Annotated in this window: 12 protein-coding genes and 1 tRNA gene; 9 read left to right on the forward strand and 4 right to left on the reverse strand. The window is 55.4% G+C overall.

Annotated features, from left to right (window positions below; all coding sequences use genetic code 11):
- The first annotated feature begins 49 nt into the window (after positions 1-49).
- The 6 genes from QK300_RS09680 to QK300_RS09705 all read left to right on the forward strand — a co-directional run bounded on the left by QK300_RS09680 (position 50) and on the right by QK300_RS09705 (position 10,265).
- Positions 50-1,855: a tetratricopeptide repeat protein gene (locus QK300_RS09680; protein ID WP_281301489.1), complete on the forward strand. Its 1,806-nt coding sequence runs from the start codon at positions 50-52 to the stop codon at positions 1,853-1,855.
- A 16-nt stretch (positions 1,856-1,871) separates the two neighbouring features.
- Positions 1,872-2,786 (forward strand): 4-(cytidine 5'-diphospho)-2-C-methyl-D-erythritol kinase, encoded by a 915-nt coding sequence (locus QK300_RS09685; RefSeq protein ID WP_281301490.1) that lies wholly within the window; start codon positions 1,872-1,874, stop codon positions 2,784-2,786.
- Positions 2,787-2,920: 134 nt separating this feature from the next.
- Complete coding sequence (locus QK300_RS09690) at positions 2,921-5,905, forward strand: SLBB domain-containing protein (RefSeq protein WP_281301491.1); 2,985 nt, start codon at positions 2,921-2,923, stop codon at positions 5,903-5,905.
- Positions 5,906-5,921: 16 nt separating this feature from the next.
- A complete protein-coding gene (locus QK300_RS09695) occupies positions 5,922-8,861 on the forward strand; it encodes a YjbH domain-containing protein (protein ID WP_281301492.1) in 2,940 nt (979 codons plus the stop codon).
- 211 nt (positions 8,862-9,072) lie between these two features.
- A complete protein-coding gene (locus QK300_RS09700; protein WP_281301493.1) occupies positions 9,073-10,098 on the forward strand; it encodes an MraY family glycosyltransferase in 1,026 nt (341 codons plus the stop codon).
- A gap of 92 nt (positions 10,099-10,190) precedes the next feature.
- A tRNA-Gln gene (locus tag QK300_RS09705) sits at positions 10,191-10,265 on the forward strand.
- A 155-nt stretch (positions 10,266-10,420) separates the two neighbouring features.
- Here QK300_RS09705 and QK300_RS09710 read toward each other — a convergent pair.
- Positions 10,421-10,753, reverse strand: a complete 333-nt coding sequence (locus QK300_RS09710) for a hypothetical protein (RefSeq protein WP_281302296.1) — start codon at positions 10,751-10,753, stop codon at positions 10,421-10,423.
- A gap of 128 nt (positions 10,754-10,881) precedes the next feature.
- On the reverse strand, positions 10,882-13,347 hold the full coding sequence (locus QK300_RS09715) for a TonB-dependent receptor (protein ID WP_281302295.1): 2,466 nt from the start codon (positions 13,345-13,347) through the stop codon (positions 10,882-10,884).
- Between the two features lie 549 nt (positions 13,348-13,896).
- On the opposite strand from QK300_RS09715, the gene QK300_RS09720 reads away from it, so the two are divergent.
- On the forward strand, positions 13,897-14,907 hold the full coding sequence (locus QK300_RS09720) for a LacI family DNA-binding transcriptional regulator (protein ID WP_281301496.1): 1,011 nt from the start codon (positions 13,897-13,899) through the stop codon (positions 14,905-14,907).
- Here the strand turns inward: QK300_RS09720 and pgmB are convergent, their stop codons facing one another.
- Together pgmB and QK300_RS09730 are read right to left on the reverse strand one after the other, a co-directional pair.
- Positions 14,908-15,561 carry a beta-phosphoglucomutase gene (pgmB, locus tag QK300_RS09725; protein WP_281302294.1) on the reverse strand — a complete coding sequence of 218 codons (654 nt, stop codon included), beginning with the start codon at positions 15,559-15,561 and terminating at the stop codon, positions 14,908-14,910. It lies immediately after the preceding gene.
- Positions 15,558-18,017 (reverse strand): glycosyl hydrolase family 65 protein, encoded by a 2,460-nt coding sequence (locus QK300_RS09730; RefSeq protein ID WP_281302293.1) that lies wholly within the window; start codon positions 18,015-18,017, stop codon positions 15,558-15,560. Before QK300_RS09730 ends, pgmB begins: the two co-directional genes overlap by 4 nt.
- A gap of 300 nt (positions 18,018-18,317) precedes the next feature.
- On the opposite strand from QK300_RS09730, the gene QK300_RS09735 reads away from it, so the two are divergent.
- Positions 18,318-19,565: an MFS transporter gene (locus QK300_RS09735; protein WP_281301499.1), complete on the forward strand. Its 1,248-nt coding sequence runs from the start codon at positions 18,318-18,320 to the stop codon at positions 19,563-19,565.
- Between the two features lie 120 nt (positions 19,566-19,685).
- On the forward strand, positions 19,686-20,738 hold the full coding sequence (locus tag QK300_RS09740; RefSeq protein ID WP_281301500.1) for a substrate-binding domain-containing protein: 1,053 nt from the start codon (positions 19,686-19,688) through the stop codon (positions 20,736-20,738).
- Positions 20,739-20,743 lie beyond the last annotated feature (5 nt).

The following is a 20,743-nucleotide window of genomic DNA, read 5'->3' on the forward strand; positions in this document are numbered from 1 at the left end:
TTGCCATGGATTGTGCTGTGGACTGATGATCCTGATCGGAGAGATATGAATGTCGTTTATGCGCACCAAAGGATTGATTCTGGCCACCGCCCTGCTCTCGGGCTGTTCTGTCGCGCAGGAACAGGAGGGCTTCAGCTTTGCCAGTGCTCCGCTGGGTGAGGTGGATTTTGGCAGCTATGTCGCGGGCCGTTTTGCGCATCAAACGGGGGATCCCCGGGCCGCTGACTATTTGCTGAAAGCCGCTGATCAGGACCCCGGCAACAGCATGATCTTGAGCCGGGCCTTTATCACGCTGCTCACCGATGGGCGCTTTGATCAGGCAGCCCTGGTGGCCCGCAGGCTTTATGCGCGCGGTTCCGATAACAGCCTAGCCACGCTGTTTCTGGCCCTCGATTCCCTCAAAAACGGGCGCTATAAACAAGCGCAGGGCTATATCGACAGCTTGCGCACAGGGGGCTTTGAAATGCTGGTGGCCCCTATTGCGGCGGCCTGGATTCATGCAGCCCAAGGCCAGCGCGATGCCGCGCTCATCGCATTGCGTCCCCTTGATCAGATGGCCGCTTTGAAGCCTTTTGCCGCGGCCCATCGGGCCTATCTGCTCGATTATTTAAAGCAGGATGATGCGGCGCGGGCCGCTTATCTGGCCGCCCTTGAAGGCACGCAGATGGCCTCTTTGCAGCCGGTTGTTTCCTATGCCGCTTTTTTGCAAGGACGGGGAGAAGGCGACAAGGCCCTTTCGCTGATCGATGAATTTTTGAAGGCCTTTAGCGATAATGCTTTTCTGCTGAAGGCGCGCGATCAATTGCTCGCGGGTAAAATCCCTGATCGTTTGACCGCCACCCCCGCAGGCGCTGTCAGCCTTGTGATGTTCCGTGCGGCGGGGGAGCTTGATCGCGATGACGCCCATCGTCCGGCCATTGTTTATGCGCGTTTGGCAAGCTTTCTTTCGCCGGATATGGATGATGCCCATCTGCGGCTGGCCAATATGCTGGTCGAGGCCGAACTGACGGATTTGGCCCTCAAAGAACTGAAGAAAATCGATAAAAAGGCGAGCGTTTATGAAAATGCTCAGCTTCAGGCCGCCTGGATTCACCATCAAGCGGGTGATCTTGAGAAGGCTGTTGATCTGTTGCAGACTTATCTGGCGATGCGCCCTGAAAGTGCGCAGGCCTGGGCAACTTTGGGGGATATTTATCGCAGCAATGAAAAATTCGAGCCTGCGGTGGCCGCCTATACCAAAGCCATTCATCTCAATACCAATGATCCCGATGTGGCCCCGTGGTTTTTATATTTCACCCGTGGGATCGGTTATGAACGCACAGATCAATTTGAAAAGGCGGAAGCGGATTTTCTGAAAGCGCTGGAGCTTAATCCTGATCAGGCGCAGGTGCTCAATTATCTGGGCTATAGCTGGATTGATCGGGGCATGAATCTGGAACAAGGCACCGAGATGATCGAAAAGGCGGTGGCGCAGCGCCCTAATGATGGCTTTATCATCGATAGTTTGGGCTGGGCCTATTATCTGCGGGGCGATTATAAACAGGCGGTGCGCCATCTGGAACGGGCCGTGATTTTGGAACCATCCGATCCCACATTGAACGATCATCTGGGGGATGCTTATTGGAAGGTGGGCCGCCGCACCGAAGCCCGCTTTCAATGGAACCATGCTTTGGCCTCTGATCCCGAAGCCGATCAGCGGGCCTTGATCGAGAAGAAATTGCAGATCGGCCTTGAGCTTGCGCAAAAAGAGCATGAGGCGGACAAGGCTGCCGCTGCACAAACGGACAATGCTGGAACCGTTGCCATGACGTCATCTTCTGTTGCCCCTAAAGCCTCCGATCAACCCCGGCCCTGATGGGAAGTGATATCGGATGATCGACAAGATAAGCGATGTGACCGCTTTTGCGCCCGCAAAAATCAATCTGTTCCTCCATATCACCGGGCGTCGGGATGATGGCTATCATCTGCTTGATAGCCTGTTTGTGTTTCCCGCCCTTTATGATCGTCTTGAGATCAGCCCCCTTGGCCGGGAAGCGGGGGAAAACCACATTCGCTTGCGCATCGATGGCCCTATGGCCGAGGCTTTGGCAGGCGAAGCCGATCAGAACAATCTGGTGATCCGCGCCATTCGGCGCTTGCAGGGTCATTTGGGGATCACCGGCTCTTATGATGTGCGGCTGATCAAAAACATCCCGGTGGCCGCCGGGGTGGGGGGGGGCTCGGCCGATGCGGCAGCGGCCCTTTTGGCCTGCCTGAAACTGTGGCAACACACCATCGCGGCGGATGAATTACAGGCCTTGGCCCAAGCATTGGGGGCCGATGTGCCGCCTTGCCTGCAAAACCGGCCCGTTTGGGTGGCGGGCATTGGCGAACAGATCAGCCCGGCGGGTGCGGCGCCGCCCTGGGGGGTGATTTTGGCCAATCCCCGTTGCCCGGTGCCCACGCCGGATGTGTTTTTGGCCTATAAGCAGGCGGCTGGGGCTTTTTCCCCCGCCTTGCCTGCCGAGATCAAATGGCAGGATCTGGATTGGCTGGCGCGGGAAAGCCGCAATGATCTTTATGCTGCGGCCTGTGGGATCGCCCCGGCCATTGGCGATCTGATCGCCGCCCTTGCCGCTTTGCCCGGAGCGCGTCTGGCCCGGATGAGCGGATCGGGGGCCACCTGCTTTGCTCTGTTTGATGATGTGGCGCAGGCGCTTTCGGCGCGTGAAATTTTGCAGGCCAAAGCACCGCAATGGTGGTCTTGGGCGGGCGGTTTATGCGATGATCAGGGCGATCATGCCTAGGCGAAGGGTGTTTTGGGCTTTTTAATCCGATACGGGCTTGACAGTGAGACGCATATCTAGATTGTGCAGAGAGCTTTTTGCGGGTGATGGCAGATGAACTCCATCGGATACTGCGGGGATGTGGGATCGTGAAAATGGATGCGCGGCGATATGCTTTTACGCCTGCCCTCATGGGGGCAAATCCTTTCATCCATCGTCTGGTTGTTGGGATTTTGGGCGTTTTGATCCTGATCGGTGGGGCGCAAGCGCAATTGCCCGATGCCGATAGCCTGCGCCGGGCGCTTAACCAAGGCCAATCTTTGAGCAATCGGCCTGTGGAAACCCCGTCGGCCCTTGATCTTTCGCGGCAGCCTAAGGGCAACCAGACGAATGATAAGATTGGGCCCAAAGGCGAGCAGCTTTTTCCTGTTGAAGAGCCGCTCTCTCCCCTTGAGATGGATTATAACCGGCGCTTGGGTCGGGATTTACCCGGCGAAATTGAAAGCGAAGAAGCCCGGGCCAGAAATCAGCGCCGCAAACGGCTGGAGCAGGCGCAATTGCAAACGCAGGCATCCCTTCGCCCGATGACCGAACTGGAATTGGAGCAGCTCGAAGAGATGCGTGCCGCCAAAGAGCGGGACAAAGCGCCGCCCTTGTTGCGGCAATTTGGTTATGATCTGTTTCGCGATAGCCTGGCGGCATCGGATATGCCGGTCACCGGGCGCTTATCCGATGGTTATATTCTGGGCGTTGGCGATGAAATCGTCGTCACCATGGTGGGGCAAAGTGGTGGCACCATCGTCACCGGGGTTGATCGTGAAGGCCGGATCATCTTGCCGGATTTGGCACCGATTCCGGCTGCGGGCCGCAGTTTTGGCGATTTTGCCCGGGATGTGCGCCAGCGCGTGGCGCAATCGCTTTTGGGCACGGAAGCTTATGTTTCCATCGGGGCTTTGCGTCAGGTCAGTGTTACGGTCATGGGAGAAGTGGACTATCCCGGACAATATCAGGCCACCAGCCAATCCGATCTGTTGCAGGTGGTGGCTTTGGCGGGGGGGATCAAGAAATCCGGCTCCTTGCGTCGTTTGACGATTTTTCGCGATGGCCAGCGCCTTGAGATTGATCTTTACGATGTTTTTTTCGGCACGGGGGATATTTCTCTTCAGATCCGCGATGGGGATCGCCTGCTGGTGCCCCTGATCGGCCCCACCGTGGCAGTGGCGGGGGATGTGGTGCGCCCGGCCATTTATGAATTGCCGACCGACCAAAGCAAAGCAGCGGATCAAGGGATCGCTGTGGCCGAGGTGCTGCAATTGGCCGGGGGGTCTTTGCGGCCACGGGGCTATAGCATTGATCGCAATCGCATCGGCAATGATGGCTATCAGAATTTTGCCAGCACCAGCGCCACGGATCATGTGGCTTCGGGCGATCTCTATCAGGTTTATCCCCAGCGTCAGGTGCATCTGGGACGGGTGCAGCTTTTGGGCCATGTGCGCCAGCCCGGTTTCAAGCCATTGAGCGCGGCCCCCACTATCAGTGCTCTGCTGAAAGGGGGCGATGCCCTGAAAATGGCCCCCTATTCGCTTTTTGCCATTGTCGAGACCATTGATGATCTGTCGCAGCAACTGGCCTATAAGCCGGTTGATCTGGGGCCGATTTTGGCGGGCACCGAAGATGTGGTTTTGCGTGATCAGGATAGCCTGCTGGTTTTGGGGCCACGCGAACTGGATTATCTTTCATCTGAAGCCGTGCGCAGTGCCGTTCTCGCCCCGCAATCGGTGACGCCGGATCAATGTGATGCGGTGGTGTCTTTGGCTCGGCGGGCGCGTCAGGCAGATAGTGAACGCTTGGCGGCGGCGGCGCGTTCGGTATTCATTGTCGAGGAAGATCGGCAGTTACAGGAACAGCAGCAGCAACAACAGCAGCAACAGCAGCTTCAACAAGGCCAACAGGCCCAATTGGGCGCGGTTGGCCAGAATGGCAGCAGAAATCGGGATAATTCAGCCGTGCAGCGGGCGTCTGATTTTTCTTCGGATGAAATCGTTTCGGCCAGCGAATTGGCGCGTTTGGCCGCGCAGGCGGCGCAATGCAATGAATTTTTCGATGAGCGCCCGGAAATCCTGCCATTGGCCATTGAATATTCGGTGGTGATGATGGGGGCCGTGCGCCAGCCCGGGCTTTATCCCATTGCCGGATCGGCCTCTTTGCGTGATCTGGTGGCGGCCAGTGGTGGGCTGAGTCTGTCTGCCGATCCCGAACAGATCGAAATTTCCAGCATTCGTAATCGTGAACTGGCGGCACTGGGGGCCACCGAAAGGCGCTATGTTGATTTGCGCAGCGCCTCTTTGGCCAGTATCGATGTGACCCCGGGCAGCACCATCCGCTTTGCATCGCAGCAGGCGACCATGGAAGCCGGTACGGTTTTGCTGTCGGGGGAATTTAAAAGGCCCGGTGTTTATACCATCAAGCGCGGAGAAACCCTGCTTCAGGTCATGATGCGGGCGGGCGGGCTGACCGATCAGGCCTATCCCTTTGGCGCGGTTTTTACCCGGATGCGGGTGAAGCAGGAACAGCAGGAAGGCTTCCGCCGCACTGCGCGCGAACTGAATAATGCTTTGGCACTGGCCATGCTACGGGAAAATATTTCCGGCGATGCCCTGACGGCGGCCAATTCTCTGGTCAGTTCCTTTGCAACGGTTGAGGCAGCCGGCCGGGTTGTGGTGGAAGCCGATCCCCAGATTTTGCGCCAAAATCCCGAACGCGATCTGGTTCTGGAAACGGGCGATGCCATCTTCATCCCGAAAAGGCCCAATTTTGTACTGACGGCAGGGGATTTGCTTAATCCCGGTGCCCTGCAATTCAGAAGCGGCAAATCCATCGAGGATTATCTGGATGAAGCCGGGGGATTTCAGGAAACCGCTGATAAAAACCGGGTGTTTGTCGTTTTCCCCAATGGGGTTGCGCAGCCGGTTTCACTCTCGCGTTGGTCGCGCAATGCATCGATGGTGCCCCCGGGCAGCACCATTGTTGTGCCAAAAGATGTCAATCCCCTCCGAACCCTCAATATCGTGCGGGAAATTTCCGATGTCATAAGCAATCTGGCGGTGTCTGCGGCGTCTATTGCCGTGATCTCGCGCTGATGTGTGGGGATGCGGGATGGTCTTCAGCCTGAAGGCTATGGGGGCGGTGGGCCTGTTCGGGCTTTTCATGGCTGTTGGCGAAAGCCATGGGCAAAGCCTGGCCGGGTTTGACGAGCCCCAACCGTCCACCACGGCTTTTGGCACCACCGGCTTGCTCCAAAGCCCTTCGGCGCGCTTTTCAAAGGCGGGAACCGTTGAATTGGGCGGTTTTTTTGTCGAGCCTTATCGCGGCTTTACGATCCGGGCGCAGCCCTTGCCCTGGCTGGAAGCGAATTTTAGGGTCACGGATATCACCAATGTTGCCCAGGATGGCACGGTTTTGCCTTTGGGCCAGATATCCTTTCTGGAAGATCTGTTTTCGTTGAAAGGGGGCGGCACCCGGCGTCAGCGCGGATTTGATCTGAAAATTCGCCTGCTTCAGGAAGGGGATTTCTTGCCGGCTGTGGCGCTGGGGGGGCAGGATCTGTTTGGCGATGCGGATTTTGGCGGGGAATATCTGGTAGCCAGCAAGCGTTTTGGCTCTGTGGATATTACCTTTGGCCTTGGGTGGGGCTATTTCGGTAGCCGGGGGCATATCGGCAATCCCCTTGATTCTCTTGATGATGGCTTTCGCCGCCGCAGTTCTGGCGATGTGCGCGGCTCGTTTAATTTCGGCAATTATTTTTCCGGCAATGATCTGGCTTTTTTTGGTGGTGTGGAATGGCACACGCCTATTGATGGTTTTTCGGTGAAGTTTGATTATAGCGGGGCTGACCCAGAACGCGCGCCCCTTGGCAATCGCTTTGACGAAGATTTTCCCATCAATATGGGGGTGAATTACAGACCGGTTCATTGGCTTGATATGGCCCTTGGCTTTGAGCGGGGGAATACCCTTTCAGCCCGAATGGCGGTGCGTTTCGATCTGTTTGATCTGCCGCGTTTTTATCCGCGTGATGGGCGCCAAGGGGCCCATCCGGCGGCAGGCGCACCTTTACCAGAACCATCGGGGGATGAGGCAGCAGGTGCACCAAAGCCCGCTGGGTCCACCCATCGGAGGACCAATGATCTGGTGCTTGAGCTTTCCGCCTTTTTGCGCCGGGCAGGTTATGATACGGCGCGGATTTCTGCGGATGCCAATGCTGTTTATGTGGCGATCACCTCTCCCATGGCGGGGCTTGGCCCTATGGATGAACAGGCTTTGGCGCGCGCGATCTTTGAGGCCATCCCGTTGGTGATCGATCAGCTTTGGCTGAGCTTCGGTCCGGAAAAGCCAAGTGACGCCCGTCTTTATCAACGCGATGAGGATCATGGCCGTGCTGCCGGGGCGGTGCTGGCGCTTGTGGATGGGCTTTATGGTGCTGATGAAGGATATGCCGCCACGATCCGGCTGGCGGATGGGGTTGCCCTTTATGATTTTGGGGGGGCGGTCAATGGGGATATGGCCTTTGCCAGCGCTCCGCCCGATCCGCTTTTGCTCGCCTTGCCCGATGATCTTTATCTGATCAAAGTGCGATCTTTTGCGGATGGCTTTGCTGAACGCGATTTTGCGGCCCAAAAAGCCATGGCCAGCGCCCGTGCAATCATGATGGCAACAGCCGATGCCCCGGTTTCATCGCTCCGCATCGAGGGCCGCACCCGGGCCACAGTGCAGATCGATGCCGCTGATGGCAGCCGGATCGATGGGGCGCTTTTGTCGCAAAGGCTTGATGTGGCGGAAAGCCTTGTTATGGCATCGGGCTATGATAATCAAACCGCCCTTGAAGCCTTTGCCGCCGATTTTTTTGCCAGAATGGCCCAGGCGGGGATCAGGCCACGATCCTTGGAATGGCTGGATGGCCGCATGACCATCTGGATTGATGGCGGCCCATCGGATTTTGAAATCCAACGGATCGGGCGGATTGCCCGCGATCTGGCGCGGCATGGCACGGAGCAATTGGAAGCCATCTCGATCCGCCGAGGCGTGGGCGGGCATGATGCCATCGATGTGCAGCTTTTGCGCCGGGATGTGGTGCGGGCTGTGGCGGGGCGCGGCTCGGCTGAGGAAATCTGGCTCACTTCGGCCATCGAGATGGAGCCTGCGCCCCTACCGGACAAAATCATGAGGGTGGAGAATGACAAGGCCAGCCCCTTTCTGGAATGGGGGGTGGCTCCGGTTCTCATCCAGCATATCGGCGATCAGGAAAGCGGTACCTGGCTTGCTGATCTTTCTATCGATCTGCTGGGCTCCCTCGATCTTGCGCCGGGGCTGCAATTATCCGGGGCGGTGCGGCGGTTTATTGCGGGCAATCTGGATCAGATCAGCCCGGCTTCATCAAGCAGCGATCTGCCCGTGGTGCGCAGCGATGTAAAGCGCTTCATCGAAAATGGCCGCACATCGATCCCTTATTTGCAGGCCGATTGGCGTGGTGGCTTTGCACCGCATCTTTATGGCCGTGTTTCTGCGGGCATTTTTGAGCAGATCTATGCAGGCCTTTCCACCGAATTGCTCTATCGCAATCCCGATGATGGCTGGTCAGTGGGGGGGGAATTGAATTGGCTGAAACGCCGGGATGAAGATCAGCTTTTTGGGCTGGAAGGCCGCGATAGCCTAAGCGGTGAGATCAGCCTTTATCGGGAATGGGCATCCGGCGTGCTGGCGGTGGTGCGGGCCGGGCGCTTTCTGGCGGGGGATTGGGGCGGCAGCGTCGATCTTTCACGGCGTTTTGCTAATGGCGTGCGGATCGGCGGCTATCTCGCCCTTTCGGATGGATCGGATCGCGAATTTGGCGGCACATCTCCTGATAAGGGCGTTTATATCACCATTCCCCTTGGTGGATTATGGCCATTTGGTGGCCCGCGTCGCTCTGTGAGCACGGAATTGACAGATTTGGCCCGGGATAGTGCACAAAGATTGCGGCTCAACAGCCGATTATATGATTATGTCGCCGGGATTAACCGCCAGCGGATTTATTCCGATTGGCCGCAGATTGTTAATTAACTATTTGACTTTTGGGCGATATCTTGACAAACCAACCGCTAAGTCAGGATGACGGACCCATCCAGGGATGCATAATCTGCTTTGCACCATCGATGTTTTGAATGTCTTTTATTCATGTGCCGCGAAATTTACATAATTGGGTTTTAGTTATTCAGAACCGGTTAACCGGCTTTCTATAAGAAGACGTGTCGCAAGCGGGTGGAGAGAGAATGTGAACGGGGATCTGTTATTTGCTGCAGGGCTGATTTCCTTTGCCATGGCGCTGGTTGCCTGCCTTGTTGCAAAGCCATTGGCTCATGCCCTTGGCATCATGGATATGCCCGATGGGGTGAATGGCCGCAAACGCCATAGCCGCCCAACACCTTTGATCGGGGGTGTTGCGATTATTTTTCCCTTTATTTCCAGCACCTTTATCTTTCAGCCCGGGCTCAATGGGTTTCCTTGGATCGTTAGCTTTGCCACCTTCGGCATTTTTCTGGTGGGATTTTTTGATGATCGCAGCCATATGCGGCCTGTTTGGCGGTTGATTGTTTCTGCGTTCATCCTGGCGTTTGCGGTGGCGATGATCCCCGATCTGCGTTTGACCGTTTTGCATTTTTCCTTTTCCGATGCGGCCTTTCTTTTGCCGGGCACAGTGGCCGCCGGGTTTGCCCTCGTTTGTTTGCTGGGCCTGCAAAATGCCGTGAATATGGCGGATGGCAAAAATGGTCTGGTCATCGGGATGAGCATTGTTTGGTCGGCCTTTCTTATGCTTCCGGCCCCTGATGAATTGCGGCCGATTTTGATCAGCCTGCTGATTTCCCTGACTGTGACCGGGTTTTTCAATATCCGGGGCAAGCTGTTTTTGGGCGATGCGGGCAGCTATTCTCTGGCGATCATTCTGGGGATGCTATCGATCTATGTGTTTAATCACAGCGCCATGGCCCTGCCTGCGGATATGATCGTTCTATGGTTCCTGATCCCGGTTCTTGATTGTATTCGGCTGATTTTCAGCCGGGTCAGCCGTGGGCGGGCGCCTTTTTCACCGGATCGCAATCATTTCCATCATGTGATCAATGATAGCATGTCGTGGCGCTATGGCCTTTTTGTCTATCTTGCGCACGTGATTTTGCCCGGAATGGCCGCTTTTCTGTGGCCTTCTTATACGCTGGCCCTGATCGTTCTCAGCGGTTTCAGCTATCTGTTGGTTTATATCTCACTCACCCGTCGTTTGGGTGTTTTGGGGATCACCCGATAATCTTTCCAAACGGACTTTGAAGCGCTTTACAGGCGGCTTTGCCTATGCTTTAAGGTCCATCCAAACGCGCTGATGATCTTGCTCTTCAGTGATGGGGCGTAGCCAAGTGGTAAGGCAACGGGTTTTGATCCCGTCATGCGCAGGTTCGAATCCTGCCGCCCCAGCCAGCCTGCATGGAAATGCACTCAAAATTCATTTTACCGCCAAATATTTTGCTGCAGGTCCTGTGTGGTTTGCCTGTGCAGATCGACCGCTTCTCTTCGTCAGCCCAGAACAGGCGACAGCAGTTGCAGGCTCAAAAGGCTATCGCGTCCAATATAGGTTAAAATGCGCCATGAAGCGCGGTGCCATCCTGATGGCGGCTTTCTGGGATAAGCTCAGGGCTTTGGTGCCAGATTATTGGTGAAGACAAAGCTTTGAACCATAGGGACACATCACTATTGCCAGCCGGATAGGCGGTGATGATGCGCGGCTTGAGGCCCGATGTGGCCAGCATATGGGCGGCAACCGGCCCGTGCCGATAAAAGCTGTTTAAAATGCGCCCTTCGCGAAGTTGAAAGGCAAGCACATCATTGTCAAGCGCTTGGGCTTGTTCTGGGGCTTGTTCCGGGGAAGCCTCCGGCCCACAGGCAGCAAGGCCAAAGGCTGCTATCATGGTGAGGATCAAACGGATGCGGGGGCGTCACGCTCTGTGCTGCATGATCGGATCTTTCCATTAGATGATGCGTATGGGTAAAAAAAAGGCCCGGAGAGGGTGTCTCCGGGCCCAGTGGTTTGTGGTTCTTAGAAATTATAGCTCAGGCTGAAGCGGAAGGACCGCCCCAAAATCGGCCGGGCAAAGATCGCCGTGCCGGTTTGGGCCCCCAGAACACGGGGATTGCCTTCGGTCAAGCCATGGCTGTCGGTGAGATTGTCTGCGGTGACCTGGAAGGTCCAGTTATCCACATCCATGACGATCCCGGCATCGAGCTTTTGATAATCTTCCAGAACCTGCTGATTTTCAGAATCCGAGAAGCGATCCCCCACATGGGTGAAGGTGCCATAAAGGGTGGCAAAGCCCCAGGGCAGGGCGATGTCGTAGCTGGGGGTGAAGCGCAATTGCAATTTCGGCTGACGCTGAACGCGATTGCCGGCATTGACGCTATTCCCATCAAAATCGGCATCCTGCCATGTGCCGGTGAGGGCGAGCGACAAGCCTTCAAAGGGCCGCACCACGAATTCGCCTTCCACACCGATGGCATTCGAGCCGGAAATGATCACCACATTTTCGCCATCGATAAAGCGTTGTTCTGGCAAACCTTTGAAATCATTATAGAATAGGGTTGCAAACACACTGACCATATCCGTCGAGGCCTTCAGCCCCACTTCATATTGATCGATGGATTGAATGCCATCCGCCCCATCCCGCAGATTATCGAATTGCGGGAATTTCTGGCCATTATTGACCCGAGCGAAAATCGCCATATCCTGGTTTAGATTATAGTTCGCGCCGATGGTCCAGGATGTTTCCGTTTCATCAAAATTGATGGTGCGGAAGGAGCCATTCAAAACAGCGGCATTATTGTTGAAAAGGGTGGTGGGGTCATCATCAAGATCGACGCCGAAATCCACATTCTCAAGGGTGGCATCAATATTCTGGTTTTCGATGCGGAAGCCGGCATCGATGCGTAGATCGGGGGTGATCTGCCATTCATCAGCAAAATAGGCGGCAATATTGCGGCCATTATAGGCGGCATTCACATCAAAGAACGGCGCGCCGATAAAGCCATTGCGGGTCACCTGGGTGCCATCATTGAGGCTGAGATCGATGCGCCGGGCATTTTCTTCGGCAGCCAGAAGCTGATTATTACCCAGAAACCAAAGATCGTTTGATGAATAATCGGAAATATAAAGGCCAACAGTGAAGGTATTGCCTTCAAACAGCTCTTTGGCGACCGAAAAATCATTGGTAAAGGATTCGATATCCTTTTCCACCGACCACATGCCCGCCGTCAGCGCCTGCTGGCTCAGATCGGTGATCTGGGCCCCAGTACCGGTGAAGGAGAATGTGCCGCCTACGCCATTCGTATCGATTCCAGCGAGAATATCGCCCAAGGTGCGGGGGGTATCGGCTGGCACAAGGCCGATGGTATTGGCATCGCCCGACATATAATTGAATTTTTCGCGGACAGTCCAGCCGCCATCGAATTCAAATTCGGCGCTGCCACCAATCATAAACAATTCAGCGCCCCGGCCATCGGCCAGATCCAGACGGCGGGTTTCGCCATTTCGGCCGGTTTCGATAACACCAAGGCGATTGTCATTGCCGATCAGATTGCCGGTGCCGCGATCAAAGCCGGGGAAATCTTCGATATTGCCATTTTCATCCGACAACAGGGGGATCGGCAAAAGCCAGGCCCCGCGATCATCAAGGAAGCGGGTATAAACATTGATCTGACCATTATCGAATAGCTTGGTGATATTGGCGCTGATCTGTCCGCCGCGTTCGGAATTGAATTCGGCATCTCTGATCCCGTTCGATGTGCGGTAAAAGCCACCAAAGCTGTAGAACAGATCATCAGCCAAGGGGCCGCTCATCTGTACATCGACCCGCTTTTCACCAAAATCGGTGCCAGACAGCTTTATGATGCCCTCGGTTTCCGGGCCACCTTGTTTTTGGATGAAATTGACCGTTACCCCTGGCTGGCCATTGGAGAAGACAGGATTGGGGCCGCCGCGCAAAGCTTCCATGCGCTCAACCGTTTCATCGATCCGAAACAAGCTGGAATTTTCAAGGAAAGACAATGTGGGGGGCGGGAAGATGGGCATGCCATCCACCTGAATCGTCACGAATTCGGCGTCACCTGCGCCGGGAAAGCCGCGCACGAAGATATTGGCACCGGATTCACCGCCAGAGCTTTCAGCCCACACACCGGGAACCGCTTTCAGAAGATCGGCGGTGCTTTTGGGCGCGAATTTGTTAATTGCATCATTATTCATGGTGGTGATGGCAAAGCTGGCATCCAGCTTGCGCATCCCCGCGCCGCCGGGGCGGCCGGTGACCACGATTTCCTCAAGGCTGAGGGTATTGCTTTGTTCCCGCTGGCTGGGCTGATCGGCAGCCTGCTCGCTATCGGTGGTCGATGTTTGCGCAAAAGCCTGCCCGGTTGCAGCGTTTGCACCATAAAGCAGGGCAAAGCCCGCTACTGTTGTCAGGAAACCGCGTGCAGAAATGCGCGCGGCCCGTGAGCCGTGTGTTTTTGAGGTCATGTCATCCTCCCCATAAAGAGCCATCCATCACCACATCACCATAGGGCCGGTTTGGCCAATGGGCAGATATGGCAGTTTTGCGTCGGCTTTGTGCCGCCGTCTATAGTCTCCGGGGATTTGATAGCCCGGATCATTACGTGTATTTGATTCAATAGGTCTAAATGAAATGCATTTCAATGTTTTTCTGAAATGCATTTCATGAATGTCAAAAAAATAGATGGACTGTGGCAGATCAGCATCTATTCTGTTTCATGAATTTTCGCCAGAAGGGGGGCGTCAATTTTTCGAGGGAAGGGGAATCGTCGTTTTTGCTTACAACTCAAAACATGATAACAAGCCCATGGCCGTGATTATGATAGGCTTGAGCGATTTCGAGCGGAGTGGGATCACGACGCGGCAAAGAAATCGCGGTCAAACAGATATTGAGAGTATTTGATCCGATCCACTGCGATCGGAAAATGCTTCAGACCCCTTTGAGGGGGAAGAGTTCAAAGGGGTGATGGGTTGAAAGGGACTGGCACAAAAATGATCGGCAGGCGGGCGAAAACGATGGACGATATCGCGCGCCTTGCCAGGGTTTCAAAGCCAACGGTTTCGCGGGCTTTGAGCAACAGCCCGCTGGTGACCGAACAAACCCGCCAGCATGTGCTCGAAGTCGCTGCAAAATATGGCTATGTGGTCAATCGCAATGCCAGAAAACTGCGGCAAAATCGTGCCCATACCATCGCGGTCGTGCTTGATTTTGGCTCCCATCGTGAAAATCGCATTTCCGATCCGTTCATCTTCAATCTGCTGGCGGGGGTATCCGAAGCTTTGGGTGAGCGGGATCAGGATTTGCTCTTATGCTCGCCCAGCCATAGCACTATCGAGCAATTGGCATCCCTCACCTTATCGGGCGGGGCGGATGGTATCATCTTTTTGGGGGAAGGCGGGCGTCGGGATGAATTGATCGCTCTTGCGGGCCGCCCTGTGCCTTTTGTGGTGTGGGGGGCTGTGGAAGATGGGCTGTCTTATTGTGCGGTGGGAAGCGATAATTTTCGCGGTGGTTTATTGGCCGGCCGCCATTTGCTTGAACGCGGGCGATCCCGTTTCCTGTTCATCGGCGATCCCCAGCATTTTGAGATTTCGGCTCGTCGTCAGGGGCTTGTGGCGGCCCTTGAAGAATATTGCGAAAGCCATCCCGAAGACAAAGCACGTTTGCAGATCACCGATCTGTCGATGGTCGATTTTTCTTATGCCACGAGCCATGAAGCCGCCACCCGGATGATGCAAAGCCCCGATCCGATCCCCGATGCCATTTTCGCGGGTAGCGATACGGCGGCAATGGCGGTGATCAGCGCTTTGCGTCAGGCCGGATTGGCGGTGCCCGCAGATGTGTCTGTGGTGGGCTATAATGATATTCCGGCCGCCGAGCATTTCCACCCGGCCTTAAGCAGCATCCGGCAGGATGTGCACCGGGCGGGCGCCTTATTGGTTGAAAAGCTGATGCTGGCCATTGAAGGCCACAGGCCCGCTTCGGCAATGCTGGAAACCCGCCTGATCATCCGGGATTCGAGCTGATCAGCGGCAATAGTCCGCTGGCCTGAAGGCGGCGATATTGGGGATGATGGCATCGGCTTCATCAAGGGTCTCGCGATCCCCCACACCAATCACAAAACAGCCCGCCGCCTTGGCCGATTGCACGCCGGCTTTCGCATCATCCAAAGCAAGGCAGGCTTGGGGATCACAGCCAATGCCCCTGGCCGCCATAAGGAAAATATCGGGGGCGGGTTTTGAATGCCTGGCCGCCCCGGCATCGGCAATATAATCGATCAGATCACTGATCTGCAGCCTTTCGATCAGGGTGGGGGCATTGCGGCTGGCCGAAGCCAATGCGGTTTGCAAGCCCAGATCACGACAGGCGAGAAGGGCATCACGGGCACCGGGCAATAGAGCATCCGGGCTGAGCTGTTCGATGATGGCGCGATAATAGCCATTCTTGCGATCGGCCAGCTGGTTTTTTTCGGCATCAGAATAGGATCGCGATGCCTTTTCCAACAAAATATCAAGGGATGCCATGCGGCTCACCCCTTTCATTCGTTCATTGATATCGATATCAAAGGCAATGCCCAAGTCATCAGCAAGCTTTTTCCAGGCCTTGAAATGCTCCATGGCGCTATCGGCCAGCACGCCATCAAGATCAAAGAGAACGGCTTTGAAAATTCGCTTTATCATGCGCTTCTCGTGCCTCTATTCTGACCACTGTTTTCGGCGATTGTCTGGCGGGTGGGGGTGCTGATATCCTGCGTTTCATCCAGTATCATTATCTGATCACCATGATAAATGCGCATGGGTGCCCCTTTCAAAAGGCGATACTGCGTTTTTTGGGGAGTGATCTCGATGGCGATCAAGCGATTTTGAAAGCCCAGATTAAAGCGCAGAGCCGTCCATTTTTCAGGCAGGCAGGGGGCAAAGCTCAGGGCATCATTTCCCTTGATCCGCATCCCCGCAAATCCTTCGATGATGCACATCCAGCTTCCCCCGGATGAGGCCATATGCAGGCCATGCCCGGTATTTTTGTGCAGATCTCCCAGATCCACATAAACGGCATGGTGGAAATAATCCAAAGCCTTTTCCGCCCGCCCCAACTGGCTGGAAAGCATCCCGAAAATGCAGGCCGACAAGGTTGAATCATGGACCGTTACGCCTTCGTAATAATCAAGATCCCGGGTCATATCGGCCGGATCGAATTGATCGCCCAATAAAGCCATGGCCAGCACCGTATCGGCCTGTTTGCAGATCTGATGGCGATAAAGGCTCAGCGGATGATAATGCAAAAGCAAAGGGAATTTATCGGCTGGCGTGCCCGCAATATCCCAGGGTTTCTTGTCGAGAAAGCTGTCATCCTGCGCATGAATCCCTAAATTTTCGCTATAGGGCAGATACATCTGATCAGCGGCTTTGCGCCACAGGGCGATATCATCCTGGGTGAGGCCGATCCCGTGGGCAAGGGCGGTAAAGGCATCGGGGGCTTTCGCCTCCATCCATCGGGCGATTTCATAGGCATGATCAAGATGCCTGCGGGCCATGGCATTGGTATAGAAATTATTGTTCACAAGGGCTGTATATTCATCCGGCCCGGTGACACAATTGATACAGAAAGCGTTGTTTTTCAGTGGATTGAAAAAGCCGATGTCGTTCCAGATCAGGGCGGTTTCAAATAAAAGCCGGGCCCCGTGTTCGATCAGGAAATCTTCATCGCCGGTCATATCCACATAGCGTTTCAGGGCATAGGCCACATCGCTATTGATATGATATTGCGCAGAACCGGCGGGAAAATAAGCCGAACATTCTCGCCCGCTGATGGTGCGCCAGGCAATCAGGGCACCGCGAGCATGGCCCATTTCGCGGGCATGTTGGCGCGATTGTTCCAAAGTTCGGCAGCGATAAAGCAGCATATCGCGGGCAAGCCGTGGCCGTGCCGATGCCAGCATGGGCAGCCCGAAAATTTCGGCATCCCAGAAATAATGCCCTTCATAGCCCTCACCGGTCTGGCCTTTGGCGCACAGGGATGTATCGCCGCCCCGGCCCACCGCCTGCAAAAGCTGAAACATATTAAAGCGCAGGGCAAAGCCATCTTCGGGCGCCCCATCAATGGCAATATCGGCATGGACCCAGAAATCGGCCAGATCATCGGCCTGTTCCAGCAAAAGCCCGGCAAAGCCCAAAGCCTTAGCGGCTGCCAGATCATCGAGCGCTTTTCGGGCATGATCCTGAAGCGCGGCGGGCTGCGGAGTGGGCGGGCTGGCTTCATAGCAGATGAATTTGGTCAGGCTGATGCTTTCGCCATCCGATAAGCTGGCTTTATACGCCTGCTCCGCGCCCCGATCCGTTCCCCCACGCGCTTCGGAAGGAAAACTGTTAAGCCCGTTTGAAGCTTCATGATCGGCGACAACAGCCAGATATTGCCCGCTTCTGGCCAATTGATAAAGCATACCCTCTGCCAAACCTTCGATGATCGCGGAACGCCTGATAAAGGGGGATTGCTTGAATGCCGGGCCAAGGCGGGGATCATGGGCCCCTTCATGGGGCTTTTCCTGATCGCGCGCGGGGGCTTCTACTTCAGCCGCTTCAATGAAGGAGTGGATGGACAGATCAGCCGGTGCACCCTTGACGCTGATGGTCACTCTGCTGGCCAGAATGCCGGGCCTTTGCAGGCAGGCGAGGCGTTCATAACGGGCGGTGATGATGGCACCACGCGCTGTTTTCCAGCACAGATGGCTTTCCAGAACGCCGGTTTTGAAATCAAGGCGGCGGCTGGATGAAACAAGCCGGGTGCTGCCGGCATGAAGCCTTTCCCCATCGGCATAAAGATGGATCGGCGTTGCATTGGGCGCGGGCGGGCGGGTATCGCTGCTTTCGGCAAAGCCATGGGCTTTTTCATGATAATGGATGGGAACCGTTTCATAAATGCCATTCACATAAACCAAAGCCCGGCCCAGATCCCCTTCATCCAGCGCATCTTCATAGCCGCCGCGCACACCGATCAGGCCATTGCCCACCGAGAAAAGCGACAGACTGCGCGGCAGGTTCGCCTGATCCACCCCCTGTTCGCTCCCCTGTTCGCTGAGAGACCAGGCATCGAGCTTGTAGGGCGATCCTTTAAGGAATGGATTTTTTGTGATGGACATCTTGCTGAACGCCTCCCCCGGTCGGACCGATTGTTTCACGGCAAGAGGCTGAGCGAGTGCCTTTGCGTGATCATCATTTTCTTGGTTATCTATAAGACAAAAACTTAATGAAATGCATTTCATAATGCAATAGGATATGATGCTGACACATGAAATTGATGACCATCAGGATCATGAGGGCAGGATCATCAGGAACGACATCGGCTGATCGGGTGACAAGGCCAGGATAAAGGGCCAATCTCGGTGAAAGATAAAAGACGCGGCCCAAAAAAGGGCTGCAATAATGGGAGGATATCGCGCGTGGAAACGATAAGGATCCGACTATCGCTGATCACGACCTATATCGTGTTCGCCATCCTGCTCAATTCCGTGGGCACGGTGATCATGCAATCGATCAACAGCTTCGGGGTCACGGAAAGTGCTGCGGGCATATTGGAGGGTTTCAAGGACCTTTCGATTGCGGTCGTTTCTTTTGTCGTGGCGTCGTTTCTGCCGCGTTTTGGCTATCGCCGCTCGATGATTGCGGGGCTTATGCTGGTCACGCTCGCCTGTTTGGCCATGCCGCTGGCCAATAGCTTTTTTGCGACCAAGATGATGTTCATGGCGGTGGGGGTGGCTTTTGCTCTCGTCAAGGTATCGGTTTATTCCTCGATCGGATTGATCACCAAAAACCCCCGCGATCATGCCGGTTTCATGAATGTGCTTGAAGGCATGTTCATGGTGGGAGTGCTTGCAGGCTACTGGATTTTTGGCTTCTTCATCGGCGATGGATCCTCAGGCGGGTCTGATTGGCTCGATGTTTATTGGGTTCTGGCGGTCTTGTGCCTGTTCAATATCGTGTTGTTGCTCAGCACCAAAATGGATGAAAGCGGCAGCCATGGGGACAAAAGCTCGATGGTTCAGGATTTTCGCAAGATGATGGCATTGCTGGCCTTGCCGATGGTGCTGGTTTTTGTCATTTCGGCTTTTCTTTATGTGCTGATCGAGCAGGGCATCGGCACATGGCTTCCCAATTTCAATAACAAGGTTTTAAATCTGCCTTCGGACATGAGCGTGCAGGCCACCAGCATTTTTGCCGCTTCTTTGGCGATTGGGCGATTGAGCGCGGGGGCGGTTTTAAGCCGAGTGAGTTGGTATCCCGTGCTTAATGTGTGTGTGCTGGCGATGGCTGGTCTTGTTTTGCTGACCTTGCCCCTCACAAGGGGGCTGGAAGGACAGGTCGTGAGCGGCTGGGCCGAGGCCCCCATGGCGGCTTTTTTGTTCCCGCTGATCGGGCTTTTCATGGCGCCGATTTATCCGGCCATCAATTCGGTTATTCTATCGGCCTTGCCCACGGCGCGGCATTCCTCGATGACCGGTCTGATCGTGATTTTCTCCGCCCTTGGGGGCACCACGGGTTCGCTTATCACCGGGCGGGTGTTCGAGGCTTTTGATGGCCAGACCGCCTTTTATCTGTCGTTGGTGCCGATGCTGGCGATCCTTATGTGCCTTTATCTGTTTCGCCAGACCACAGGACGCCACAAAGCGGGTGAAGCGCAGGCCGCCTGATCATGCGTGGAAATGGGGCACGGCCGGGCTTTTGCAAAAATGAATTGCCGATTTGCAAAAAGCCCGCGCCTTGCTAAGGTCACCCCTGATAATCATAAGGGCGGGTGGAACCTCAATTCCATGGATAAAAAACGAATGCATGAGCGGGGCGTTTTTGGTGATCGCCCGCTTTATCGGCTGGAAGATCTGGCAGAACTGGCGGGCGTTTCCATTTCAACGGTTTCGCGGGCCCTGAACAATTCCGATCTGGTGAGCGAGCGCACCAAAAGCCGGATCAGGCAGATTGCCCAAACCCATCATTATTCCGGCCGCCTGCGTGATAAGCTGGGGCCGGTGGCCCCCACATCGCGCACCATATCAGCGGTGATCCCACCCCCACAGGGGCGCGACCGGCGGATTTCTGATCCCTTTCTGCTCGATCTTTTAGGCGGGCTTGCAGATCAGACGATCGAGCGCGATTGCGATCTGCTGATTTCGCATGTGATGCCAAGCGATCTGGATGGCATGTTGTCTCTGCTCAGCACCGGGCGATCAGATGGGCTGATTTTTCTGGGCCAAAGCACGGTGCATGATGATCTCAACAGTCTTGCGGATCGCGGTGTGCCCTTTGTGGTATGGGGGGCGCGCCTGCCCAATCAGAAATATTGCACCGTGGGCAGCGATAATTTCAAAGGCGGGCACCGGGCCACCAGCCATCTGATCCGGCTGGGGCGGCGGCGCATCGCTTTCATTGGTGATATTGAAGCCCCCGAACTGCGCCTGCGTTTTGAGGGCTATAAGCAGGCCTTGGCGGATGCTGATCTTCCTTTCGATCCGGCTTTGGTGCGGTCGGCGCATTTTTATCTGGAATCGGCAATGGAATCGATCGAGGCGCTGATCGAAAGCGGGATCCGCTTTGATGGGGTGATCGCGGCCAGTGATCTGATCGCCATCGGGGTGGTGCGGGGCCTGTTGAAAAGCGGGCTTCATGTGCCATCGGATATATCGGTGGTGGGTTATGATGATGTGCGCATGGCCGCCTATGCCAGCCCCACCTTGACCACCATTTCTCAGGATGTGGATAAGGCGGGGCGGCTTTTGATCAGCAAATTATTACGCCTGCTCGATGGTCAGGCGGTGCGGTCGGAACAATTGCCAACCGAATTGATTGTTCGCGAATCCTGCGGCGCCTGATCGTT

The sequence above is a fragment of the Iodidimonas sp. MBR-22 genome (genome assembly GCF_029946565.1).
Taxonomy (GTDB): domain Bacteria; phylum Pseudomonadota; class Alphaproteobacteria; order Sphingomonadales; family Rhodothalassiaceae; genus Iodidimonas; species Iodidimonas nitroreducens.

Coding starts and splice junctions, on each gene's coding strand:
- QK300_RS09680 (WP_281301489.1), top strand. CDS start 50: ATGTCGTTTATGCGCACCAAAGGATTGATTCTGGCCACCGCCCTGCTC.
- QK300_RS09690 (WP_281301491.1), top strand. CDS start 2,921: ATGGATGCGCGGCGATATGCTTTTACGCCTGCCCTCATGGGGGCAAAT.
- QK300_RS09740 (WP_281301500.1), top strand. CDS start 19,686: ATGGATAAAAAACGAATGCATGAGCGGGGCGTTTTTGGTGATCGCCCG.
- QK300_RS09685 (WP_281301490.1), top strand. CDS start 1,872: ATGATCGACAAGATAAGCGATGTGACCGCTTTTGCGCCCGCAAAAATC.
- QK300_RS09710 (WP_281302296.1), bottom strand. CDS start 10,753: ATGATAGCAGCCTTTGGCCTTGCTGCCTGTGGGCCGGAGGCTTCCCCG.
- QK300_RS09730 (WP_281302293.1), bottom strand. CDS start 18,017: ATGTCCATCACAAAAAATCCATTCCTTAAAGGATCGCCCTACAAGCTC.
- QK300_RS09715 (WP_281302295.1), bottom strand. CDS start 13,347: ATGACCTCAAAAACACACGGCTCACGGGCCGCGCGCATTTCTGCACGC.
- pgmB (WP_281302294.1), bottom strand. CDS start 15,561: ATGATAAAGCGAATTTTCAAAGCCGTTCTCTTTGATCTTGATGGCGTG.
- QK300_RS09695 (WP_281301492.1), top strand. CDS start 5,922: ATGGTCTTCAGCCTGAAGGCTATGGGGGCGGTGGGCCTGTTCGGGCTT.
- QK300_RS09720 (WP_281301496.1), top strand. CDS start 13,897: ATGGACGATATCGCGCGCCTTGCCAGGGTTTCAAAGCCAACGGTTTCG.